We start from the raw sequence: 22,957 nt of genomic DNA, 5'->3' as shown, positions 1-22,957 counted from the left end.
TTATTTAGCATCCATGCTTTTTATTTCTTCAAGAGAAGCTTCCAACAAATCGATGATGGCCTGTTTCTTTTCAGGATTTTCAAGTGCTTTCAGCAAAGCCTTATTGGAAGAAAGTTGGCGGGCAATCTTTGTGTTCTGTTCTTTTTCCACATTGAGTTTACTGAGAAACTCGCTGTGTTCCATCATGTTCTTGGCATCAAAGTCACCAAGGTTCTTGAAAGTCATCGTTTCGGTTACATCTTCACCATTTTCGTTCTGCATTTCCAACTCGACCGACGGCGCAAAATGTTCAAACACATCTTCCACCGTTTGAAGTCCGTAAACTGCTTCTGGACTGACAGGAGCATCATCCGTAAGTTTCTGTACCAATAATGTTCGGTTGGACGGGATGTCTGCTATCGACTCATTGGCATCGACTTTTACCTCGTTGCCTCCAACTCCATAATCATAAATTGCCATAATCTCAAGCTTTTAATTTGATATTTTATCGCCTCCCACTCGTATGAGAAGTTTTGCTCACAAAGATATAAAATTAAGTTGGAAAAATAAACAAAAAGAGGTAAAAAATGAGTTTTTGCTATTTTGCAACTTTCCCGACGTGGCAAATCATGTATAAATAAAGTAATAGATAAATATAACCCTATTTGACACTACCGTCCTTATCACCTTACCCTTCACATACTGACAAAGATGCCTAGCAGATTAATTCACTATATCCAGGTCGTAATACCTGAACCTGTTATAGTACAATCCCGTCTCGGCATCCTCGTACTGCCCCTGATACTTGAAAGGTATGAACGCGGATGGCCGTTTCCTTTGCTGGCCGTAGATGTAGAGTTCCGTTTCGAGTCGCTCCTTATTAATAGGAGCGACAATGCCGCCACGCAACGCCATTTCCTTGAACTCCTTGAACACGAGGTTGCCCTCGCAGTCGTAGTGGTAGAAATGTTCGCGGTCTTCGGCCAACCGTTCACCAGCGTCATATTTGCGGTCGTCCTTCTCGCGCGCTCGGCAAGTATCAGCGGATTTCTCCCTATTGCCATATCATGTGTCATTTTCTATTTGTCATATTGATGCCAGTTATGACAAGTTTTAATCAATAATCCTTATAGGCCTAATGAGGATAATATCGAATAAATTGAAGATTCAGTTAATTCAACGCTTTGTAAAATTGATATAACCTTTCTTCTATCTCTCTCATTGACGGCTTGGTCAAACTCATCAATTTTTTTTGCAACGAATAATCTTTCGTTTACGGTCGTCCCATCATACTTTTTTATCATACTTAAACTATGGGTTAAGAATTATTATATCTATTATATTGCCCAGTTCGGTTTCGAGCCGCTCCTTATTAATAGGGCGATGACGTTACCGCCCCACGACAGTTCCTTAAATTCCTTGAACACGAGGTTGCCTTCGCAGTCGTAGTGGTAGAAATGTTCGCGGTCTTCGGCCAATCAACCACCGGAATCTTTGGTGGTGGCAATGTTACCCCTATTTAGTAGGATTTAACGAGTACGCTGCTTTGCCATTTCATCTTATACCGAGAAGACCATACATGTCATTTCTTGCCTTCTCCACTGCTGGTGAGGGACGGAAGTTGCCTGCCTTTATGTATGGTACGAACACGCTCAAAACTTCGTCATCGATGAAGCCGATGGATTTCCCCTGCGTATGCCGATAGTGGATGAGAGCCAAAATCTCCGTGGGGAATACTTTCTGTGAAGGGAAAGTGAACTCGTTGCGCACGAAATTGTCGACGTTTGACTGTTTGAAATGGTAGTCAAGCATGTCAGATAATAGGGTATTGACACGTTCCTCGTCGTCAGAGAGGATGCTGTCCATGCAATCTTGATAGAGTGGGGTCAGTGATACCGTGATGTAGGGTGTCCACTGGTCATGGTTCTTGCTATTGGTTTGGATGTCGTACAGCAAAAACGCCTCTTGGAGGGTGGTGGATTGATAATTAATGCTGTACTCCATCGTTATGTATTCTTTTATCAGGTTGACTATGGAATGGAACATGGTGTCCCTCTCTCTGTCGTCTCCAAAAATGAGGATGGCCAAGAAGAGTGAGGACGCACCAACCAACATATAACGGAATTTTTTCTCGGGGTCATGGACATACATTGTGCAGACCATGTATTCCAACATATAAGAATCGATTATTCCCGTAAAGTCTTCTTGATTGGGATTATGCCAAAAGGGATAAAAGTGCATCCCAAAGTAATTGCCATACGCAGTATCATGCTTGATGTAGTTGTTGTAGTCAATGGACATGTCTGAGATAAACTTTGTCATAAAGTCGCTTTGGACATAGTTCTTGAATTTTTTCAACTCACGTTCCACAAGTCTGTCGAATACTTTTTTTTTCATTAATGATGTCCTCCTTTTTTCAGTTTTTCTATTCTTTTCGTTTCTGTATCCCAATTTTCATAGCTAATGGAATCGGCATATAGCTTTCCTTTTTTCCCTCTCTTTATGTCCACATAGGCGATTTTCCTTTCGCCTAGCTTAGACATTATCTCTGCTCGAGTGTCTTCATTGATCTTGCCCCGGAGCTCAGCTTCATTAAGTCGCGTCTTAACAAAATCACTAGGATTCATCTGGGCTTCAGAGAGGTTGAAATTGCCCACCGTCGAAGACTTGACCTCGAAAGCATCGTATTTTCCTGTATTGGGGTTCTTGGCAAGCACGTCAATACCATTGTTAGAGCCGTACTTTACATCAATAATCTCATAACCGTTCTTTTTAAGGTCATTGATTACAGCTTTCTCACCTATATCACCAACGGCATGTCCGAACGGTCTCAGTCCCCAAATATCATACCAATTGTTGGTGTTTCCTACGTAACCGTATAACGTTGGATTGCCACCTTTTAGCCCAATTGGGTCTTGACTGATATAACTCCCCGCATTCGGGTCGTAATATCTGAACCTGTTATAATACAATCCTGTTTCCGCATCTTCATACTGACCTTGGTACTTGAATGGAATGAACGCGGATGGCCGTTTCCTTTGTCGCCCGTAGATGTCCAGCTCCTGTTCCCAAACCTTGTTGCCCTTTTTGTCGTAGGCTTGCATGGGCGTGCCGAGGTAGCCGGAGATGATGGAGAAGCAGTCACCGTTGGCAACAAGCTTGGCGGCAGGCACGAACGTGTCTTGCTCGAAGAGCCAGGTGACCATGCTTTCTTCTGCTTCTTCCGTCCATTCGTGCAGTGGCACGTTGCCGTCCCAAACGAAGTGGGTGGTCGTTCCTGCGTATGTCTTGCGGATGCGACGGCCAAGGGCGTCGTATGCGAACGAGACCTCCTTGCCGTCGGGACGAACGACGCGGGCGAGCATGCCGTCGCTCTGCCAGTCGTAACGCCAGCCCGTGCCGAAAGCGCGGAAACGGATACTCAGTTCAGTCTCGAGCTGCTCCTTATTAATAGGGGCGACAATGCCACCGCGCAAAGCCATTTCCTTAAACTCCTTGAACACGAGGTTGCCCTCACAGTCGTAGTGGTAGAAAAACTCGCGGTCTTCGGCCAATCGTCCGCCTGCGTCATATTTGCGGTCATCCTTCTCACGCGACTCGAAGAGGTTGCCCATGCGGTCGGGTACGCGGTAGAGACGCTCCACCTCGCCGCCGCGTTCGTACTCGGCCAAGATGAGGTTGTCGAACTCGTCGTAATCATATCGGGCCACACGTCCCGTAATCTCGTCGCGCGCCACCAGCAGGCGGTTGCCCATGTCCCACGTGTAGCGGCGGCGGAACTGCTCCACGTTACGCGCACCTACGCTCTTGAACGTCTCGCGCCCGAACCTGTCGCGCCGGGTGGTGACGTGCACGCCACCCGTAAGGTGACGTTCGGCCTCCAGCCCCACACTGTCGCGCAGCCACTTGGCCGTCCATTCCCCACTCGACATCTCTTGCAACCTCCCTTGTTCGTCGTGGCCGTAATCCACACTTGCCCCAAGGCTACTTTCCGTATGCACGTGCTTCCCCGTCGGGCCGAACGTGCGCACGATGCTATGCTCACCCTGTGTCTCCTTTATTACGCGCCCAGCGGCATCGCGCTTGAAGGCCACTTTCGTCTCGCCGTTCTCGGCACGCAGCAGCAGGCCGTCATCATCGTAGGCGAAACGGCTGATGCGTCCGTCGTGGTGGCGTTCCTCCAACACGTTGCCCGCCCCGTCCAGCTCGTAGTCCGTCTGCCGACCGTTGGGGCGTACCACCCGTATCACCCTGCCTGCTCCGTCGCGCAGGTATTTTCTTTTCAGGCCGTCGAAGCCCGTTTCCTCCACCACTTGACCCAGTCCGTCGAGCCCGAAGGCGTAGCGTTCCCCGCCTTCGTTGACAATCTCGCGTAGCTGCAGCTCGCTGTCGTAGCCGAAACGCACGTGACGGCCGAACTGCCGCCTGCCCGTAAGCGTGCCCAGCGGTCCGTAGTCGAACTCCACGTCGTGTAGCATGTCCGATGCCTTGATGAGGTTGCCCGAGGCGTCGTACACGAGGTTGTGCACGTTGCCGTCCGCTTCCTCGATACATATCAGGTTGTCGGCGTCGTCGTAGGCGTAGGCCGTCACATTCCCAAGCACGTCGCGCGCCCACACCATGCGGCCACGGCCGTCGTACCGCCAATCGCGGTGCAGCCCGTCGGGGAAGGTGAGCCGTATCAGTTCATGCCGCTCGTTGTATGCCAATGTGAAAGTACGCCCCTCGCTGTCGGTAATGGTAGTCAGGTCGCTCCCCTCGTAGGTGTAGGCATAGCTCTCACCGCCGGGAAGCGTGCGTTCCACCACGCGGTCGCACTTGTCGTATTCCCATGCCGTTCGCCTGCCTTCGGGCGTCGTCACCGAGGTGAGGTTGCGCCTTGCATCGTAGGTGTAACGCGTTTGGCGACCGTCCTCGTCCGTCGTCAGCGCAGGCAGGCCGAACTCGTTGAAGACGGTGCGGTGGCTGTAGCCTTCGGGGTTCACTGACACGTCCAGTTCCTCGAATTCGTTGTAGTGTTGTCGGGTGACGCCTCCGTTGGCGTCCACCATTTTATATATCAGCTTGTCCTCGCCATAGAAGTATTCGGTGGTGTGACCCAGGCCGTTGGTGGTGCGGGTGACCCCCTCGCCGTATTCGATGCGGTGTTCCATCACCCCGCCGTCGCCCCATGTGTGGACACAGCGGGCAGACTCGCCCTTGCCGTCGTATTCCCAATGGAAGCTCATGCCCGACTGGTTGGTGAGTTCCACCAGTTGGTGTCCCTCGTAGCGGAAGTGTTTCACCGTTCCCAGCGCGTCCTCCGTGGATACCATGTTACCCGCCTCGTCGTAGCTGTAGCCCACGAGCAACGTGTTCCTGCCGTCGGAAGTCAAGTGTACTCCTGTGATGCGCCCTTGGTTGTCCGTCTGCACGTGGAGGGTCTCGCCACGCGAATCGGTAATCCGGTCCAACCTTCCGCCCGCGCGGTAATGCAGGCGCACGCATGCGCCGTCGGGTGCGGACATTTCGGAGACCATCCGCAGCCCGTCGGCCCGTTCCGTCCCCTCGAAGCGGTAGGTAAGCCCCGCATTGTCGTCACGGATGGCATAGCCCGCCTTTTCGCGCATCCATTCCAGGTGTTCGCGCCTGTCGTAGAACGTCTCGCCGATGCCGAGGAAGGGACAAGCTGTCTCCCTGCCGTCTTTGTGGCGGAACGCCATGCCGAGCCCCTCCATCTCGCGCACGCCCATGCCGTAGCTGTGGTGCCAGTTGTAGCCCAACGGCCCGTCCACGTCGGCGTCGCTGTAATAGGTGCGTTCCCACACGATGGGGATGGGGCCGGGCAGCTCGAAGTCCACGTTGGTGTGGAACACCCTGCCCGTGGCAGCATCCACCGGCTCGCCGAAGAGCCAGCAATTAGCCTTCTTCTTCAATTTTCCCAATGGCGTTTGGGCAAGGGCATCGTCCAAGGCCTTGCTTGCCTTGCGGTAGGCTTTGGTCTTGGCCAATGCCGTCAGGCCAACTTTCATGAACAATTGGAAAAGGTCTATTGTAGGCGGCCCTCCCACCAGCACAGGTTTGCCAGCAGAGGTGATGACAGTGAGCAGTTGCGTGGGCAGCACCCGTGACTTCAGCGGACGGTTGAACTTGCCGGGGTGTGTCGGCCGCTCGTCGGGGAAACCGTAGGTGTTGCACGAGAGTGCAGGATGAAACTGCGTGGAGCAGGGGCCCCCGTCGGCAAGCACCGTGGAACTACCCATCCACATCTCCGCATCGGCAAAAGGCGCGGTTACGGGGAAGACGTGCAGTACCATCGCAGGAAGTTGCACCATCGACACGCCGGCCTGGGCCACCCATCGCCCGTGTACTTTAACAGAGGGAGCCATACCCTTGAGCAACTTGACGGCCATCGCGCCGAGTCCACCATCAGGCGACGGGAGTGCGGGGGCAACCTGTGACATGATGGCCGACATGATGTCGAACACCATCGCACAGGCAGGAACAGGCATGCAAGGCGAAGAGGGCCATGTTGTGGCGTGGATGTCCACGCCCAGCCCAATGTCAAAATATGTACCCACGGGCATGCCGGGCATGCTCGGCACCACGCTCGCCAAATCTTTCTGCAACTCGTCCAGCTTGTCCTTGGATTTCTTGAAGAGCTTGCCGAACGCGCGTTCGGCAAGTATCAGCGGATTTCCTTCTATTGCCATGTGATGTGTCTTATTTTTGTTACGTCAATATCAGTTGCGGCCAAACAGCGAAGGCTTATGGAGTGTGGGCTCCACTTGCCGGTCAAACGCCTCTGTAAGCTTGTGCCAATCTGCTCCCAGCCATTGTTCCAACTGACTTTCCAATATCTCCAAGTCTTGCTTGCCCCTTATCTTTCGGCAAAGCTGCACGGCCATACTTGCGGCATACACGAAAGTGGAGGCGCGCCTCAGATTCATGGCAAGGTGACTTCCTGTCTCCAGGGCCAAGAGTAAGCGTATGAACGCCTCCTCGCGCTTGCCCAATTCGTCATTCAGGAAGCCGCTCATACGGTAGCCTTCAAGGGCGTAAAGCACGTCTGCCCTCCGGGCTGCTTCTGTTGCAACGTCTTCGTACAGTTCTATCGCTTCCTTGCGTTTCTTGTTCCCCACGAGTATGGCAGCTTTTTGGAACAAAGCCACCTTCCATACCGAGTAGGCCGTCATATCGTCGGGCTTCATGCGCTTTTCCGACTCCTTGATTGCCTGGTCGCAATAGAATAGGCTCTTGTCATTATCGCGGATAATGTAATAGGCCTGTGCAGCAATCATGGGAGTCGTTACAATGGCATCTTCACGGCCAAGTTGGCGTGAAAGGCCAAGCAATGTGCCCACCTCTTTGTCCAATACAGCTTCATCCTGCTTGGCCGTACAATCCATTACCGCGCGTATTTGTCGTGTGTAGAGACTGTCTATGTTGGTGGGGTCATACGAACCGCATTCCTTATCCATCTCATTCCGTATGGCATCGGCCATGTTGAGCTTTGGTTTCAGCAACCTTACCTTTTGCGAGGCGGAAAGCTTCACCTTACGCCGTTTGGCGAAATCGACGGTCACCAATCGGATGCCCTGAGGTACGTGGTCAACCACCGAACGAAACCAATCGGTGGTCTCTAATCCATCATATGTCGTCGGGGGAATGTAGATGCAAAAATGGCTTGTGTCAAGCCCCTTAATGCAATTCTTGAGCTTTAACAGCTCGTTCCATAAATTTTCCGCCGTAAAGCCCAAAGAAGTATCAGGATGATATTCCTGCAACAGTCGTCCGTCTTTTCGTAGGGCTGCCATAATGTCGAACTCTGCCGGCACCTTTTCGTCAAACCAGCCGACATATTCCTCCCACAGTGCTTTGGTAAATTCTCCGATATTGCCTTGATATGACGCATCAAAACGGAAGAACACATCGCTGAATTCTCCTACTGGTGAGCGTTCCACCTCCATGAACTTGTCCACGATGTCCACGTCCTCCACCTGCGCCTCCCAAATGGCAAGGCGCCAATTCTCGTCGCGTTCTATACTGCGCCACAAGTCTTGTACCTTACCAAATTCACTCGCTATTGAAACCGATGCCGCCATATTATGAATTTATCTTAACCAATCCACCATCAATGGTGACGTTGGCGTCTCCGTTGATGGATGTGGAAGGGGAAGACACTGTCACTGAATTGCCACCGGAGGCTCCGACAATGTTTTTCGCCTGTATGCTTATGTCCTTGCCTTTCACGCCTACACCCTTCCCTTTTGCGATGGCAAGGCTGTCGCTTTCACCGGAAGTGCACACAATATTCGACTCTCCAGCAATATTTACTTCCTTTGCAGAAATGGTAACCTTTTCGTCTTCAATCATTATGGAGGACTTTCCATTGGACAAGGTCACGGTCTTGGCGGACAACATGGTAATGGAATCGGTGCCGTCAATTGTAATGAGGTTTTTCCCCGTTTTGTCTGCAATCAATATGCTTCCAGAACTGTCATCAAGCTTAATCGTGCTTCCACTCTTCGTGGTTATACTTTTGGTGTTGTTTCCTTCTCCACCGCCTTTTCCCGTCTTGCCATTGAATAGGCTGCCCATGATGTAGGGCCGGTTGGGGTCATTATGGCGGAACCCCACCAGCACGTAGTCGCCCACCTCAGGTATGAATACCATACCACGGTTATTCTCAACGCTGTCGCTACTACCGCCATCGGGCGTCAGTCCCCTTATCCAGTCGGAATACATGTCACCCGTCTGCCAGTTCATCTGTACTTGTACGCGGCCCTTTCCCTCGGGGTCGGCATTGCTCGTAACCCTGGCCATCTGCGTCTCGGCCACAGCCAGTTCCACATCGGGAAGGGGCAGGCTCTGTACCCCGGAGGGGATAGCTCTGAATTTGTTGCCGTAATAGTTGCCTTCATCCACCGAATGCTCGATGTCGATGATGAGGTACTCGCCCAGCGAGGCTTTCGTTACACTGCCGATGCGCTCGCCAAACGGACTGGTTATCCTTACCACTGAGCCCGCAGTGAGCTGAACCTCCTCGCTCGTCCCCACCATATAGTGCGACTCTGCAGCCTCCGCCTCCTGCTTCTTCTTTACGTACATCTCCATCTCCTGCATGTGGTGCACGCGGGAGTGCGCATACTGCAAGGCCGGTTCCTTGAACATTTCCAATGAAGCTTGGAAGGCCTTGCTTCCCAGCTGGTCGAGTCCCGAAGGCTTGTTCGGCGTATCTTCCGCCATGCTTTGGTCGTTCTTCGACTGGTAGGAGAAGACTCTGGCAGGTCGGGCCAATGTCTGCACGCCCATCTCGAACGAGGTGAGGGTAGTGTCGAATTCCAGCTTCACGGCCTTAGGCTTCTTCGGCTTCCCGAAGACCAGCTTGGTACCGTCATAATACAGCCACTCTTGGTATTTCATGGCCAGTCGGCGGATGAACATGAAATCGGATTCCTTGTATTGGCAGATGTACCCCACAGGCTTATTGTGCTCCGGGGCCACCTGTGCCTGCACGCCAGCCTTTGTACACAAATCCTTGACAATCTTGCCCAACGTGTGCCCGAGCCACGAGTGGCAGCTCTTACCGTTTTCCAGCAGGTAGGTGGTAGAATAACCCGACACGCAGACATACCCACTGTCCAGGTTTTTCCGATAGGCGTTAACCTTCGTGACGACTCCAATGAACAAGGGTGACTTTGCCTCTTTTTTCTTGAACTGTATACGCTTGCCTAACCATTCAGTCCCGTCTTTCAAGGCCTTGGCCGCCACCTCAATATCTAGGGTAAGCTCAAAGCGGTGATGGTCGTTGATGGGTTGGTGCAACTTGAGCGACTTAAATGAAAAAAGCGGCTTACCGCCGATGCTGACAGTAATGTTATTGTTGGGTGTCGACATATTCTATATATGTTATGTTAATTCTTATCCTCTGAAAACAAAACGGGGCTTTCCGCCTTCGGCCTATTGTCCGTCGGCAGTAAGCCCGTTATCGACTGTGAAAGTGCGCTATACCCTCGGCCAGCGGTTGTCCAGCTCAGCGTTGCCCACGGTAAGCGTCTCGGCCGAGAAGGTCATGGCGATGGTCATGGGCACCTCGTTGGTGGTGTCCAGCGTCTCCTTGTAGTGCACGATGTAGGCGTTCTTGAACTCGATCTCCTTCATCTTGGCATCCTCGTCGGTCTTCTTGTAGATAATCTTGCCGTCAACTGGCTTGAACTGGCTGTTGAGCATCGCCTCAATGGCGGTAGTGTCTTCCGTAGACTCGACCGTCACGCTCACCCTGCCGCCCGAAATGCTCGACGACGGCTTACCCTTAGAGTCGGTGTTGCGACTGAATTCATAGTTCGAATACAGGACGTCATATTCCTTGCCGCCCAATTCCAATGTTGCTCTGAATGATCCCATAGTGAAAAATTTTTAATTGTTTATGAATAAATAATGTTTTCGGAGGTCCTTTCAGTTTCCTGTCATCATGCCGGCGTGAAAACAAAAAAGAGAAAACCTCAACAACTTCTTGAAGTCTCCTCTGTCGGCTGAAAAACAGTCTTGCTCTAAAAGAAAGAGGAAGATTTGCAATCTGTTGTATCCGATAGCAAAGTTAGTAATATCATTTTAAAACGGCAATAAATAAAGTGGAGAAAGTTTTTTCGTTTAACAATATTTATATAAAAGATTCGTTCTCTTAAAAACCATTTAAGGTTGTTGGTGCTAATGTCTGAGCTATGCCCGTTATCTCGGCCCTCGTGTTTGGTATTGTCGCTACCGACGAATGGTCGCCATGCTACAAAAGCATTGTACTGCCGCTACCTGCAACCGGTAGCGACAGTACAAACAAGTCGTAGCGTGACTTGGGATGCCACACCAACTATAGCATCTCTTGCATGGGAACAAAATAAAAAGTAGTACCGGTAACGGTCACCATTTGCAGCTTGTTGGACTTGAAGAGGTTCTCCAACCGCAACAGGCGCTGGTACATATCTTGATAGCGCTCGTCCCAACGGTTCACTTCACATTTCTTTCGCGTGAGGTCCTTTATTCTCATCGTCTTACTCAATTCCTCGGCACAGGGTATGCCCGTCTTGTAGTAGAACAGGTCTGAGATGGTGGACTTTCCCGAAAGCATTTTCCTACGGTAGATGTCATCGATGTTGCGGACTTGTCGGCGGTAGAGTTTCCGTAAGACCTTGACTTCTTTCTTGCCCATGCCGGAAGAGAAGTAAGGCATCAGGTCACGCCAGCCTTCGAACAGCGTTTTCATTTCGCCTGCATCGAAAAGGTAACCGCCAATGGAGTCACGCAGGGATATGTCGGACAGCAGCGTGTCAAGATAGAACGTCTCGTTTACGCTGACCCTGTCAAGATTGGTAGCGGACGAAGCCGCAGCGGTGCAAAGGCTTTCCATACGTTTGGCAGGGACGGCTCTCTGTACGCCCAGCTTGTTTCTGCACTCGGTGAGCGAGGCCAAAAGTTCCTTGTCTTTGGTGGCAATCTGCAAAAAGAGCGTATCCAATATATTGGAGAAACCGGGATTGGACAGTTTGCCGTTGATTTTGGGAAAGACCAATCCACCGACAGCAATGCTGTTCTGCGGAACTTCAAGCAGGTAGGCGTTTTCGTCTTCGGTACTCAGATCCTTAAACAGGCTGGGCTTGTCCCACTTGGGGGCGGCGATGTACCTGGTGATGAAATCCATATAGCCCGCAATGTTGTCGTCGAGCAACTCCTTGGACTGTAGAATGAAATTCTGATGAGCCGTGTTGTCCTTGTTCTGCATCTGGATGAAGAGCAGGCAGGCAGACCGTGCCGCCAACTTGGACTTGATCTGCGATGTGAAGGCCGGTGTCTCGTCCGTACCCAGAATGATGAACACGTCGTTCTCAAACTTCACGTATGGGGTGGTGTTGAGGATGGTGTTGAGAGCCGCATGGAACCCTGCAGGGGATGTGGCGGAAGCGGTACGGCCGGAAGTGGCCGACTCAAGGAAAGTGAGCCATTGCGAATAGTCGGGCGTACATTTCAGGTGCCGGTTGCCGTTGTCCGATATGGAAGTGATGGAGTAGGCGGCTTGGAAGTTCTGGGGAATTTTCATGGCGACGCTTTGCAAGGTGCTTGCCAATGCCCTAACCTCGGCCTTGTCTTTCTCGAAAAACAGCAGGTGCACGTTGAGCCGTTTGCTGCCGTTGTACATGCGCCTGATTTCAGACACGGGAAAATCGCCGCCCTTGATGTTGATAATGCGGCTTCGGTCCATATCCCATACCGCCAAGGGCAGGTTTGTACGTAAGTCTTGGCTTGGTTTGTTGCCGTTAAGGAAGAAAAGCAGGTTGGATTGCAGCGGCGTTCCGTTTAACGTATCCTCGTTCAGTAGGCATGCACTGTTTTGTCCCACTTCGGCAATCATGTCGCTGGGTATCCATCCCAACACCTTCCGTGCGGTGTCGCTCAGCTCCGGTCTGTCGGAAATAAGGACGGCTTGCTTGCTCTCGTCATATTTGTAGGCATAAACGACCTGTCCCCAGCAGACGCTTTTCGAGGCTCTTCCGTCGAAAAATGGATTTTTGAAAACCAGTATGCTGTCTGCCTTGCAATAGGGATGGAGGTTGAAAAGGCGATTGACGGTTGTTGCGCCCACGCGGAACTTGATGGGGCGATTATTGATAGGGGAAACGAAGGCATGGCCGAAAGGCAAGAGGCGATCTTTGGAAATCCATCCCACGAACGGTGCGCTCGCCGCGTCCTTGAGGTGCCGCTTGCTACCATAGAATACGCTGAACACCCCCTTGGGTTTGCCAATAATGTTTGGCGAGGCGGTCACCAGCTTATAGAATCCGTTTTTCTCATCGGTGACATAATAAGCACTGCCCATTTTCTGCTCGCCCAACACCCTTTGTGCGAAGCGGTTGGAATATGCCTTGTTGGCATCCCTGTCGGAATAGACCACAAGCAAGTCCTTGTTCTTATGTAAGGATGGGTGTTGCGCGTCGGGCATGAAATTGAATGTGTGTCGACCAATGCAACGCAACCGCTCGTATTTGCTTACCTGTGCGTGTACGCTGGCCGAAGAGAGAAACGCCAAGGTGAAGAATACAAATCCCATAGTTCTGTTGGGGAGGGTGGCATAGGTAAAATGTTTCATTTTCCAATATATTTTTGGGTTACTTGTATTTTGGTGATGTGGTGCAGGTCGTCTATCTTGACATCCTCTATGAACGCCCGTTTCTTGTAGTTACTTTCCAAGAAATGCAAACTTTGGCAGTAGTCCGGAAAGACATTGAAGCGTTTGCCGTTCACCTCGACCATCACTTGGTCGGCATCGTAATAAAAGTATTTCTCCTTGATGTAGTTCATGTTGGCAAAAAAGGTTGCCTTGTCTGATACCTGTGCGTTGGCAATGGCCTGCAACCGCCGCTTGATGTCGTTTTGGACAAGCGTGAGCGTGTCTACCTGTGCCTGTTCCATGATGTCCTCCACCTTGGGCAGGATGGTTATCGCGTGTTCTACAGGTCGGGGAGACACGTTGGTCTTGAGCCTAATGACGTATTTTCCCGGCTTGTCGTACTTGTAGACCACCTGTCGGTCAAAGGCATCAACGGTTCCGCTCTCGCCGAACTCCCAATACCACGTGTCCATGCCGTGCCCTTCGGCGGAGAACACAAGGTCTTCGCCTTCGTACCCTTGCGACACACCGTTGATTTTAGGGACAGAGTCGACCTCCACCTTCTCTTTCATGTCGATGACCTGTATCGTCTTGTTGAGGATGCGTTTGCCGTCCACTTGCAAGGTGACAAGGTATTTCCCCGCCTTCTTATAGGTATATCGGATGTTGGGATGTCCCGTAACGCTGTCGCCGTTGCCCATCTTCCAGAGCACGGATTTGCCTTCCAGCCCGTCGGGTTCGTTGACGACGAAACCGATGGCCTCGCCCACTTCCAACCGATTGTTCCCGTTGGCGTCGTGGATATAGAAATCCAGGTTCTTGGATGTTGATCCGGACGGGAGCAGCAGGAGTAACACAAGGCCGACAACGGCCAAGAAAGAGGCTATTGCCAGCAGGATTTTTTGTCTTTCGTTCATAAGGAGTATTTTTTATATGTTTGCCTTTATCTTTTCCAAGTCTTCCTCGATGAGCCTGTTGTCGCTGACGGTGTAACCGAGGTTTTCCCGAATGTCGAAATATCCCTGTAAGAACTTGCTTGCCTGCACGCCATACAAGTATTTTGGGTTTCGGCCATGTTTCTTGTATGCGTCTTGCAACTGTGAAATGTCGGCCTTGATTTCACTGGTATGTTGCACCTGCTGCACCTCGAAGTTCAAGGAGTCGATGTCCGCCCTTATCCTGTCGAATTTGTCTGCCATCGCCTGTTGGTCGACAAGGATGGCTTCGGACTCGTCGATGTCCTTTACGAGTTGTTCTGTTCCTGATTCTGGTATGTGGACGAAATACTTGCAAAGAAGAATGTACGTCAACGCCACCGAGAAGAGCAACAGCAGGAGAAACTTAATCCCTGTCCAAATGTTTTCGTCTTTTGTCATGTCCTACACTTTCCTTTTTATGTGATGATGCCTGTTTGTGAAAATTACCTACCTGAGCTTGTGGCGTCCCTTTTGCAACTGTCCGAGATTGTATTCGCGCTTACGCGCCTCGCTGTTATACCTGTCTATGGTTTCCTGTGTGGTGCTAACTTGTTCCAAGATTGACTTATAGAGGGCATAATTGGAACTGTCCGCGTCGGACGTGCCTATTTCTTCAACCATCTTGTCACACTCCTGGGTGATGAGCAGTTGCAGCTGCCTGTGTTCGTTGCCGCTCCTCTCCTTAGTGGTCAGGCTGTTCATGTTCCTGAAAATCTCGTCCAAGCGAAAGTTATAGTCCGCCTGTTTCCTGAAAATCTCGTCATACCGCGCTTTCTTGTCTTCAAGCATGCTGATGCCTCTTTGCGCTGTAGTGAGCGTGAAGGCTCCAAAGAGCAGGAAAAGCAACAGGGTGAATGAGAACCATGTCAGGAACGCCACTTTCGCCTCCTTGCGCTCTTTCTTGTTTTTCTCTTCCATACCGAAGTCTTGTTTTAATCCCACATGTGCTTGGCCTGCCTTTCTTCCGAAGCACTCCCATCGCTGTCTTCACTCAGGATAATGTTCTCCCGCATCAGTCCTACGTACTCCAACTCGCTCATCTTCTTGAAGACTTTCTCCAGCGTCTTCATGAGGCTGCTGACATTTAGCAGGGAAGGGCGCATATCCGTATGCCGGTATTCGGCGTTCTCTACTCCGCATAGAGCTTGTTGGAAGTCTGCAGGACTTACGTTCGTCCATTCTTGGTAATATTGGAGCAGGTATTCGGTTTCCTTCTCAGGAATCGTACGCAGGGCTGTCTGTAACCTAACGGCAAGTTCGTTGGCCAATTGCACCAGATGTACGGGTGGCTGTTCCGGGGCAAGGTGTTTCAAGTCAAAGATGTGCATGGCATAAAACCTTTGCACCGCATTACAGAGGGTGAAAGTGTTGTCCATCAGCCTGTCCCCGCGTGAATCCCTGACGTTTTTCCGAAAGACCGCAAGGGAGTAGTCGTAAAGGGACTGGACGTGTTTTCTGAAGACGTCAAGGAATGACATCAACCGCCCATCGTGGCATACGCGCTGCACAGGCGGGATATAGTCCTTATCAATTACAACCGTTCCCCCTTCCATGACACCTTTCCCCGCAATGATGCAGTTATGCTCCATATATTCCTTGTTCACCTGCGTTGCAGGCATCAGTCGCAGGCTTATCTCAGGAAGGACATACGGGTGGTGGAGGGGTGTCACCTCAGGGTCGGGGAACCCCACAGGCAGCAACTTGTAGGGATTGACGGAAAGGATTATGTAGAAAGCTTTTCCCTTTCCGGTTGTGTCACCACTGCCCTTCTCCTTGTCGGTAACGATGTCTGAGTCCTTCACTTTCACGGTCGGGACATACTCTCCGTAAAGTTCACGGTCGTAGAGGATGGTGTATCCGTTGCGGGTGACGGCATTGCAGGATTTCAGGCGAACACAAGCCGTGTCTATGGTGTCGCCTGTCGTCTCCAACTCTATGGGAGAGTCCGTTCCTGACGGATTTTCACCGAATCCGTAGTCGTAGGAGGCAAGGCCTCCTTCCCGACTATGCCTTACGGTGTCCACCATATTATAGTAGGTCTCGAAAAAATGCCCGTTGCTCAACTTCAGTCCGTTCACCCAGTTGACGGGCAGATGGTCAATCTTCTTCATGCTGTATGTGATTAATGCTTATTACTCGTTTGATGTATATTACCTGCCCCTTCCTTATCCGGTTTTCCTCGGAAGGCAGGTTTGGGTCAAGTATGCGTATGAAAAGCGGATACTTGAACCATTTGCTCGTGTAGAAGATCCAGCCGCTTTCGGGGCTGTCCATCTTCGTTTCTATCTTCGTTTGCGGGAAACGCCTATTATGGTCTTCCACCAGCCAGTCGAACCAGTTTCCCAAAGGGATGCCGTCGGAGAGCCGGACAGTGAAAGTGGTGTATCCCACGTCACCTTTCTTTCGTTTCATGCGGACCTTTACCGCCTTAGCCCTGAAACTGTCGAAGGTGTCCCAGTAGCTGCGGTTAAAATTTCCGCTGTCGCTTTTCCATAGGGCGTAGACCGGAGGGCGGATGTCGCGGAACTTTTCGAAACTCATGCAGGTGAAATAGGGAACCATGAACCACATCACGGAGGTCATCGCCCAGGCCGTATAGGCAAGGCTGCCACTAGCCCAATCGAAAGCGAGGTAATAAATCCACGCGCCTATTATGGAAGACGTGACCATGATCAGGATGCTGATGGCTTCACCGTTTTCTCCATCTTTCATCACAGCTTTTAAGACAAGGACAAACAGGATGCCGAGCAAGAGGTATGAAATGACAGTGAGGATCAGTCCGCCCCATACGAATTCGTTCCTTAGAAAGCCGAAAAGTGAGGGCAGCCCCAAGCAAAGGCCGGCAAGCAGCGAGAAGACGATGACCTTTTTCATGCTGAGCTTCTGCCTGACGGATTTCAAGGCGTTCATGACGAACAACAAAAGTGCTGCCAGCAGGGGCGCCAGCAAATATTTCAGGAAAAATAATATTAATGGCTTCATTATACTGCTTTATTTTAGAGGTTGGTGTCATAACCCAAAAGGTTCGTTCCCAACACAAATTCCGTGTTTGCCTCGACCGTGTAGATGACATTGACGTGCCTGGAAGATATGATGAAGAAAGACAGGACAAACCTTACTGCGTCCATCTTCTCCCTGAGGAGCCCTTCATTTCCAATGTTCTCTTCAAGGTATATCTTTGCCTCCACGTCTTCCAATTCACTGGTGAACGTCCCAGAAAGGCCGGAGTCCATCCCCAACCTGCATTCTCCCAACGACTTGTAGGGCGATTCGCTTATATGGTGAGGCCTGTATTGTAAGGCGACGCGCATGCGAAAGACAGTATGGAGGACGACTTCCAAAGCTGGCAGGTTCTCCTTATATTCCCGGGCATTGCAGAGGAATAACATCAGCCTGTACTTTTCCCCCATTTTTAAGGAGCTCGCCTGTAGACTGAAAAGGGTGGCAACGTTTTGCAATATGCGATTGCTGCACGGATCGTCGAAAAGGCTCAGACTGCGTTTGAACATATTGACGCCGTCTTTGAAAAATTCGGTGTCGAAAGGTTGAAAGAACCTGATGGCTTCCTCCTCCTTTTTCCTGTTGGCACGCATGGCTGCCACCACCTCACTATTGGTCATGCTTGGCGTGCTGAGGGAGATGGGATGGAAAAGGAATTCGGGCAATTGGTGGTAAATGCCATTACGGGCAAGGTGCAGCACGACCCGTTCTTTTGACGTGTTTGGCAAATCTTCCGTTTGTATGCCAAGTACATCCTGCGACCAGACGCGACTGTTCATCCCGCGATTACGTACAACAAGTCTGTCAGAAAGAGTCCCATCCCCTGATATGAATTGGAGTTCCCTGAAAAACACTTCGGCAAGGAGTTTGCCTGCTTCACTCCTTACAAAATTCTCTGCGTATTTTTCGTTGCTATTCATCATACCCTTTCCCATTGCAAATTCCCTTCCTTATAGGCAACAAGCACTCGGTCACCCTGTTTGATCGTTTCGGAAACAATCAGTTTCGAGATGGTCTTTTTCAGATAGGTTCTGATTACGCCGGCTATGGGGCGTGCACCATACTGTGGTGAAAAGCCTTTTTCCGTCAGATAAGAAATCGTTTCGGGGGCCAAGTCTACCTGAATGTTCTTTTGGTCAAACAACTGTTTTTGGAGACGTGAGAACTGGAGCATAAATATCTCTTGTGCCACAGATTCCGTAATCGGTGAGAAAGGAACAATCTCTGTCAGACGTCCGAGAAATTCCGGTCGGAAATATTTCGACATCACTTCTATGAGTTCATTGGACTTCGGCTGATGCCCTTCCTGTATTTGTTGGGCAATCCATTGGCTGCCGATGTTTGAGGTGAAGATAATGATGGAATTTGAAAAGTCCCCTTCACGCCCCAGCTTGTCATGTATTTTTCCCTCGTCCATCATTTGGAGAAACACATCATAGACACTGCTGTGTGCTTTCTCTATCTCATCGAACAATACCACAGAATATGGTTTCTGCCTGATTTTCGTAACCAGCAATCCACCTTCCTCATAACCGACATAACCCGGAGGGGCACCGTAAAGGAGTGCAGCAGAATGCTCTTCCTTAAATTCAGACATGTCAAAACGAATCATGGCAGAATCGTCATCAAAGAGGAGTTCGGCAAGTGATTTGGTCAGTTCAGTCTTACCTGTTCCTGTCGGCCCGAGAAAGAAGAAAGACCCAATAGGCTTCTTCGGGTCACTCAGTCCACTACGTGATTCAATAATGGCATCCGAAAGGGTGGTTATAGCCTTATTTTGCCCTTTAACCCGTTCGCATAGTTTTGTTTCAATTCCCAACAGACGGTCTTTTTCCTGTGCCTGTATCTTACCAATGGGTATCCCTGTATCACCGGCGACAACCGCTTCCACTTCAAGCGGAGAAACGGCTTGTATGCCCTGAGAGGAAACTTCTGCAAGCTCTTTCAATATCAGACCTATTTTCTCTAACTTCTGTTGGGTTGTATCTTCATCACTAAGGATAAAATTATCTGCGATTTTAGAAAGGAGTACCACACTGATTTTGCTAAAAATCGTATGATAAAGCAGATACAAGTCGCGGTCTTTTACGTCTTCTATGGGCTGCTTGCAATGCTTATTGTAAGTTTCGGTCAATTGAGCGATGATCTCTTTAGCATTCTTATTGCTCAATCTCACGGAAGCTGCCGTACTATCAAGTAAGTCTAATGTGGATGCAGGCTGGCTTTTCTCTTTATAATATCGATTAGCCAAGCTGCAAGCACTATCGATGGCTTCCTCAGTAACTGTCAAACTGTAATGTGCCTGTAAAAGTGTTTTATGCCCCAAGAGCGCACTTTTTAGAATATTAGGCTCTAATGGTTCTACATTGATGACGTTCAACCGATTGACAATCGGATGCTTTTCGATGTGCTTCCTATAAGCATCTGTCGATAAAAGCATCAGTAGCGTTACCGCTCCATCGCTGATCTGTGCATCAAGAATATTGATAAGAGAAGTGGCATTGGAAGTGTTACCATTTTCCAAAAGCATCTGCAAATCATCGATAACCAAGACTGTCTTCGTCTTAGATGGATTGAGTTTCTGCAATAAGGCAGTTATCTTTTGCCCTACCTCGGCTTCGGAAGAAGTCTGTGCCAAGACCTTTGGCGTGTTCAAATCGACGAGTGATGTCTGATTTATCAACTCATCTTTATTGGAAGCCACCTCATACGCCAACGCCTTCACGATGGCTGTCTTTCCGATACCGGGTGCACCCACTAACAGAACAGCCTTATTTTCGGCCCGTTCTAAGTTTTCGAGGATAAGCCTCACCTCTTTGCTACGCCCAATAACCGTCTTTCCCTCTTCCAACACGTCCGGTCTCTTCAGGTCAGAAGCATATTGTATGGACGAGGGCAGTTCTTGTTCAGTTCCGTTGACGAAGGAGGATGCACCCGCATTGAAGTAGTCCAAGATTTCTTCTTCCGAGACTCCAAGTCCTTCGATCTGCTGATGTGAATATACAACACCATCTCTTACGATAGCAGTGAACACACATAAAGCATCTACAGCATCGGTTCCCAACTTTATTTTGGAACGTTCTGCCTCGTCCAGCACAAGTTTTACCTCTCCGTCGGCTACGATATCCGAAGCGTCATTGCCGGCTGAGATATACATCTCCTTATGGGTGTCGAACCAGTCCATGATATACGCCACATCTTTCTGCATGGAGGTCAATATCTCCCGCAGACCGGTCTGTTCTGTCATCATCGCCGTAGCAAGGTAGGCAACACCATAGGAATGATGCTTGTCTTGCCGTGCCATTGCCTTTGCTAACTTGATGGCAGCCAAAAGACTGGTGCTATAATTTTGTTCGTTCATTCGAATGATACTTTATAAGGTATGTTGCTGATGGAACGTTTTGTCAGTTCCCTTTCAAGGAAACGTGCGGTAGCGGGGAGATCGAGGTACTCGTTCTCTGTCCTTTGTTTCATTCTGATCCTTATCTCCGTTGTGCGCACAATCCCCTTTCTCACGTCAGGCGAGATGGCAACCCCGTCACGAATGTCGACGTCTTTCACCATGCCGCCCAACTTATGGTAGATGTAGCTGCGCACGTCCTCCCGTGTGACAATGCGATCCCCGCTCAGAAGCCCGTAACGCAAGCTGTCGATCAAAGTCTGGTCGTCCTTGTGTGCGGTTCCTTGTGTCGTCGCCGTTTGGAAACGGAGGCCGACGTTTTGATATTTGTCCATGTCATGCTGGAACAATTGGTTTCTCTCGTCCAGTCCGTTGGCCGTGTATCCATCCGAAAGCCAGTATTTCACTTCTACGTCTTCAGCGTCCTTTTCAGGATAGGCCAATAAGAATACGCGTGGCCTTGCCCCTTTCTGAACCATATCGTACGTGCTTTTATCCAGCTTGCTTATCTTTTCGTAAAGTTCATAAAGTTCACTGTCAAGGGATTCCGAACTGTCGGAAAAGAAGGCAGAACCATCCTCCCGTAACAGCCGCATAAGCCTTATGATGAGACTGCGGGCATTGTCCGAATCGAATTTCTCAAGGTTGCCGAAATACATGCTGAAAGCTCCGCTGGGGTGTTCCTCGTAATGTGACTGCACATTCTCATAATTCCTCCCCTTGTTGTCTTGTAGGCTGTCCACATGCAAAAAGTGAGTGTCTTCCTCACAAGGTAGTGAGATGATATTCCCCTCTTCAGAGAAATCATGTCTCTTGGAAATCAGTTGCCTGTTGACTGCGGGGAAAGTATTTGTAAGAATCCTTATCTTGCCGAAATCAACATGTGACGGCATGTCCGGGAACTGCAGCCTGAACCAACAGACCTTTTCCACTCCCTTATCTGTCCCGTTAGCTTCCCATGCCCTAGGTAATGGGGTATGGCACAGGCTTTCCCTGTTGGGATGTTCAGCCAAGTCCAACGTTATGTAATTGTCTGCGTAATAATCGCTGATGTCGTCAAAATAATGGTACTTTTCCTTGTCGGGTATCGAAAAATGTGGAAAGTGCGAATGTATGGGATGATTGTCCGTATCATAGGTACGCATTTCCTTGATGAAAGGTGTCAGTTGGTTGTTTTCTGGCAGGATGCAGAGGGTAAGGGATTCTGCACTTAGAAGGTTCTTTTCGGAAATATCCACACCAATCCATACCGAGTTCTCGTTGTTGCCAAGTCTGTTGACCGTAGACAAGGCGGACATGATTTGCCGTCCATCGTCAAGGTGGGTACAGACTTTGTTGTTGAAAATGGTGTACCTTACCTGCCCGCGAATTAGCGGATAGGCGGTCAAGGGAGTAAAGTATAGCCGGACGGTTCCCCGTTCAAAAAACATCTTGTCCGTGTAGAAGTGATCTTCTATGGAAAATGTACGGGTATCGTCAGATGCAGGATTAGCCGTTATCAATGCATGGGCGGGCATGGGTAATGACCATTTGCGCGGTACGAGGATACGGGCGAGTTGATGCAATATCGCCGCATCGGCAGCCTCCATGTCTTGATAGAGCCTGTTGCTGTTGTAGGCAAACGTATCCAGCAACAAGTCTATGACGGGATCCATCTGATTGGGATCGGATATTCCCCACAAATCCATTGCATGTCGCGAGATGCGTTCCTTGATGTCTTGCTGTCGTTTATCTATCATCACGAAAAATTTTATTGCGAAAGGGGACTGACGTAAAGGTATGTGCTGAAATGGAAAGGCTTGTCATTCGAAATCAGTACCCCCTTCACACCAATTCTTACACGGCGACGTGCATTGGGGAACTTGCTCCTGACCTCATCTTCGACTTCCGCCAGTTCAACATGTACCTTGATGTCTTTTAACCGGTGTTCATATTCTGAAATGGTTCTTTCCAACGATTTCTTGACGTTCTCCTCCCAATCTTGATTAAAAACAGTTTGATTGAATTCCAAGTTCCAAATCACAGAACCGTAATCGTCCTTACTCTCGACCTCTCCGTATTGGGATACGATCAATGTCATGATGTGTTGGGCGATGGACTCTTCATAAGAGCACCGCTCCATTTTACCTTCCAACGCAGAAGATAAATCCAATGGAAGTTTCAAATATTCCATAGTAGGCTGAAATAATGATACAAATATACATCTTTTTGGGTAAATAACGGTATCTTTTCTCGTTTTTTATTCTCCTGTACCATGAATTTCCGACAAATAAGAAGATTTTTTAATCAGGTAAGGACTTAATTCTTAATACATTCACATACAAATATAGAAGTTTCACTTTCAAAAAGGAGACAGGCGTTCTAAAGACAAATAGCATATCCATAATCAATCTATTCTGTTGGAACCATACAAAAAAATATGATATTTCTTGTTAGTAGGAGCTATGCTCCATTCCCCCACTA

18 protein-coding genes and 1 pseudogene are annotated in these 22,957 nt (G+C 49.7%); all 19 read right to left on the bottom strand.

Translation table 11 applies throughout. From position 1 onward, the window contains the following. Positions 1–459 (bottom strand): type VI secretion system contractile sheath small subunit, encoded by a 459-nt coding sequence (locus DYH27_RS12160; RefSeq protein WP_025067469.1) that lies wholly within the window; start codon positions 457–459, stop codon positions 1–3. A 252-nt stretch (positions 460–711) separates the two neighbouring features. Beyond that, positions 712–846 (bottom strand): annotated as a pseudogene (locus DYH27_RS12155) (RHS repeat-associated core domain-containing protein); the annotation flags it as partial. A 260-nt stretch (positions 847–1,106) separates the two neighbouring features. After that, complete coding sequence (locus DYH27_RS13470) at positions 1,107–1,283, bottom strand: hypothetical protein (RefSeq protein ID WP_169447814.1); 177 nt, start codon at positions 1,281–1,283, stop codon at positions 1,107–1,109. A gap of 33 nt (positions 1,284–1,316) precedes the next feature. Next, positions 1,317–1,457, bottom strand: a complete 141-nt coding sequence (locus DYH27_RS13465; protein WP_155803256.1) for a hypothetical protein — start codon at positions 1,455–1,457, stop codon at positions 1,317–1,319. Positions 1,458–1,533: 76 nt separating this feature from the next. After that, positions 1,534–2,376, bottom strand: coding sequence for a hypothetical protein (locus DYH27_RS12150; protein ID WP_025067467.1), 843 nt, complete (start codon positions 2,374–2,376; stop codon positions 1,534–1,536). Then, the gene (locus DYH27_RS12145) at positions 2,376–6,671 is read right to left on the bottom strand and encodes a DUF6531 domain-containing protein (RefSeq protein WP_025067466.1); all 4,296 of its coding nucleotides are present in this window, start codon (positions 6,669–6,671) and stop codon (positions 2,376–2,378) included. The genes DYH27_RS12150 and DYH27_RS12145 overlap by 1 nt, the downstream gene beginning before the upstream one ends. 30 nt (positions 6,672–6,701) lie before the next feature. Next, positions 6,702–8,063, bottom strand: coding sequence for a hypothetical protein (locus DYH27_RS12140; protein WP_029216417.1), 1,362 nt, complete (start codon positions 8,061–8,063; stop codon positions 6,702–6,704). Position 8,064: 1 nt separating this feature from the next. Beyond that, a complete protein-coding gene (locus tag DYH27_RS12135; protein ID WP_025067465.1) occupies positions 8,065–9,858 on the bottom strand; it encodes a type VI secretion system Vgr family protein in 1,794 nt (597 codons plus the stop codon). Between the two features lie 108 nt (positions 9,859–9,966). Beyond that, positions 9,967–10,365, bottom strand: a complete 399-nt coding sequence (gene tssD, locus DYH27_RS12130) for a type VI secretion system tube protein TssD (protein WP_025067464.1) — start codon at positions 10,363–10,365, stop codon at positions 9,967–9,969. A gap of 460 nt (positions 10,366–10,825) precedes the next feature. Then, positions 10,826–13,096 carry a type VI secretion system protein TssR domain-containing protein gene (gene tssR / locus DYH27_RS12125; RefSeq protein ID WP_025067463.1) on the bottom strand — a complete coding sequence of 757 codons (2,271 nt, stop codon included), beginning with the start codon at positions 13,094–13,096 and terminating at the stop codon, positions 10,826–10,828. Next, positions 13,093–14,034, bottom strand: a complete 942-nt coding sequence (locus DYH27_RS12120) for a PKD domain-containing protein (protein ID WP_025067462.1) — start codon at positions 14,032–14,034, stop codon at positions 13,093–13,095. The genes tssR and DYH27_RS12120 overlap by 4 nt, the downstream gene beginning before the upstream one ends. A 12-nt stretch (positions 14,035–14,046) precedes the next feature. Further along, the gene (tssO, locus tag DYH27_RS12115; protein ID WP_025067461.1) at positions 14,047–14,493 is read right to left on the bottom strand and encodes a type VI secretion system TssO; all 447 of its coding nucleotides are present in this window, start codon (positions 14,491–14,493) and stop codon (positions 14,047–14,049) included. Between the two features lie 48 nt (positions 14,494–14,541). Continuing rightward, entirely contained in the window at positions 14,542–15,012 is a 471-nt protein-coding gene (gene tssO, locus DYH27_RS12110; protein ID WP_025067460.1) for a type VI secretion system TssO, read from the bottom strand. A 14-nt stretch (positions 15,013–15,026) separates the two neighbouring features. Further along, the gene (locus DYH27_RS12105; RefSeq protein ID WP_025067459.1) at positions 15,027–16,205 is read right to left on the bottom strand and encodes a type VI secretion system baseplate subunit TssK; all 1,179 of its coding nucleotides are present in this window, start codon (positions 16,203–16,205) and stop codon (positions 15,027–15,029) included. After that, positions 16,192–17,076: a TssN family type VI secretion system protein gene (locus DYH27_RS12100; protein WP_025067458.1), complete on the bottom strand. Its 885-nt coding sequence runs from the start codon at positions 17,074–17,076 to the stop codon at positions 16,192–16,194. The genes DYH27_RS12105 and DYH27_RS12100 overlap by 14 nt, the downstream gene beginning before the upstream one ends. Before the next feature lie 14 nt (positions 17,077–17,090). After that, positions 17,091–17,822 (bottom strand): hypothetical protein, encoded by a 732-nt coding sequence (locus DYH27_RS12095; RefSeq protein ID WP_244595183.1) that lies wholly within the window; start codon positions 17,820–17,822, stop codon positions 17,091–17,093. Positions 17,823–18,013: 191 nt separating this feature from the next. Then, entirely contained in the window at positions 18,014–20,455 is a 2,442-nt protein-coding gene (locus tag DYH27_RS12090; RefSeq protein ID WP_029216418.1) for an AAA family ATPase, read from the bottom strand. Then, entirely contained in the window at positions 20,452–22,233 is a 1,782-nt protein-coding gene (locus DYH27_RS12085; RefSeq protein ID WP_025067456.1) for a type VI secretion system baseplate subunit TssF, read from the bottom strand. Before DYH27_RS12085 ends, DYH27_RS12090 begins: the two co-directional genes overlap by 4 nt. Before the next feature lie 11 nt (positions 22,234–22,244). Beyond that, positions 22,245–22,667, bottom strand: coding sequence for a GPW/gp25 family protein (locus DYH27_RS12080; RefSeq protein ID WP_025067455.1), 423 nt, complete (start codon positions 22,665–22,667; stop codon positions 22,245–22,247). Between the last annotated feature and the right edge of the window lie 290 nt (positions 22,668–22,957).

Origin of the sequence: Prevotella denticola, from assembly GCF_900454835.1 — a bacterium.
GTDB classification, from domain to species: domain Bacteria; phylum Bacteroidota; class Bacteroidia; order Bacteroidales; family Bacteroidaceae; genus Prevotella; species Prevotella denticola.
The sequence above is the reverse complement of the archived record's forward strand: the minus strand, read 5'-3'. Positions and strand labels throughout refer to the sequence as shown.

Bases quoted from the DNA above. Each gene is read 5' to 3' on its own strand.
- DYH27_RS12135 (WP_025067465.1), bottom strand. From the start codon at position 9,858: ATGTCGACACCCAACAATAACATTACTGTCAGCATCGGCGGTAAGCCG.
- DYH27_RS12160 (WP_025067469.1), bottom strand. From the start codon at position 459: ATGGCAATTTATGATTATGGAGTTGGAGGCAACGAGGTAAAAGTCGAT.
- DYH27_RS12145 (WP_025067466.1), bottom strand. From the start codon at position 6,671: ATGGCAATAGAAGGAAATCCGCTGATACTTGCCGAACGCGCGTTCGGC.
- DYH27_RS12140 (WP_029216417.1), bottom strand. From the start codon at position 8,063: ATGGCGGCATCGGTTTCAATAGCGAGTGAATTTGGTAAGGTACAAGAC.
- DYH27_RS12090 (WP_029216418.1), bottom strand. From the start codon at position 20,455: ATGAACGAACAAAATTATAGCACCAGTCTTTTGGCTGCCATCAAGTTA.
- tssD (WP_025067464.1), bottom strand. From the start codon at position 10,365: ATGGGATCATTCAGAGCAACATTGGAATTGGGCGGCAAGGAATATGAC.
- tssO (WP_025067461.1), bottom strand. From the start codon at position 14,493: ATGACAAAAGACGAAAACATTTGGACAGGGATTAAGTTTCTCCTGCTG.
- DYH27_RS12085 (WP_025067456.1), bottom strand. From the start codon at position 22,233: ATGATAGATAAACGACAGCAAGACATCAAGGAACGCATCTCGCGACAT.
- DYH27_RS12105 (WP_025067459.1), bottom strand. From the start codon at position 16,205: ATGAAGAAGATTGACCATCTGCCCGTCAACTGGGTGAACGGACTGAAG.
- DYH27_RS12080 (WP_025067455.1), bottom strand. From the start codon at position 22,667: ATGGAATATTTGAAACTTCCATTGGATTTATCTTCTGCGTTGGAAGGT.
- DYH27_RS12150 (WP_025067467.1), bottom strand. From the start codon at position 2,376: ATGAAAAAAAAAGTATTCGACAGACTTGTGGAACGTGAGTTGAAAAAA.
- tssO (WP_025067460.1), bottom strand. From the start codon at position 15,012: ATGGAAGAGAAAAACAAGAAAGAGCGCAAGGAGGCGAAAGTGGCGTTC.
- tssR (WP_025067463.1), bottom strand. From the start codon at position 13,096: ATGAAACATTTTACCTATGCCACCCTCCCCAACAGAACTATGGGATTT.
- DYH27_RS13470 (WP_169447814.1), bottom strand. From the start codon at position 1,283: ATGATAAAAAAGTATGATGGGACGACCGTAAACGAAAGATTATTCGTT.
- DYH27_RS12120 (WP_025067462.1), bottom strand. From the start codon at position 14,034: ATGAACGAAAGACAAAAAATCCTGCTGGCAATAGCCTCTTTCTTGGCC.
- DYH27_RS12100 (WP_025067458.1), bottom strand. From the start codon at position 17,076: ATGAAGCCATTAATATTATTTTTCCTGAAATATTTGCTGGCGCCCCTG.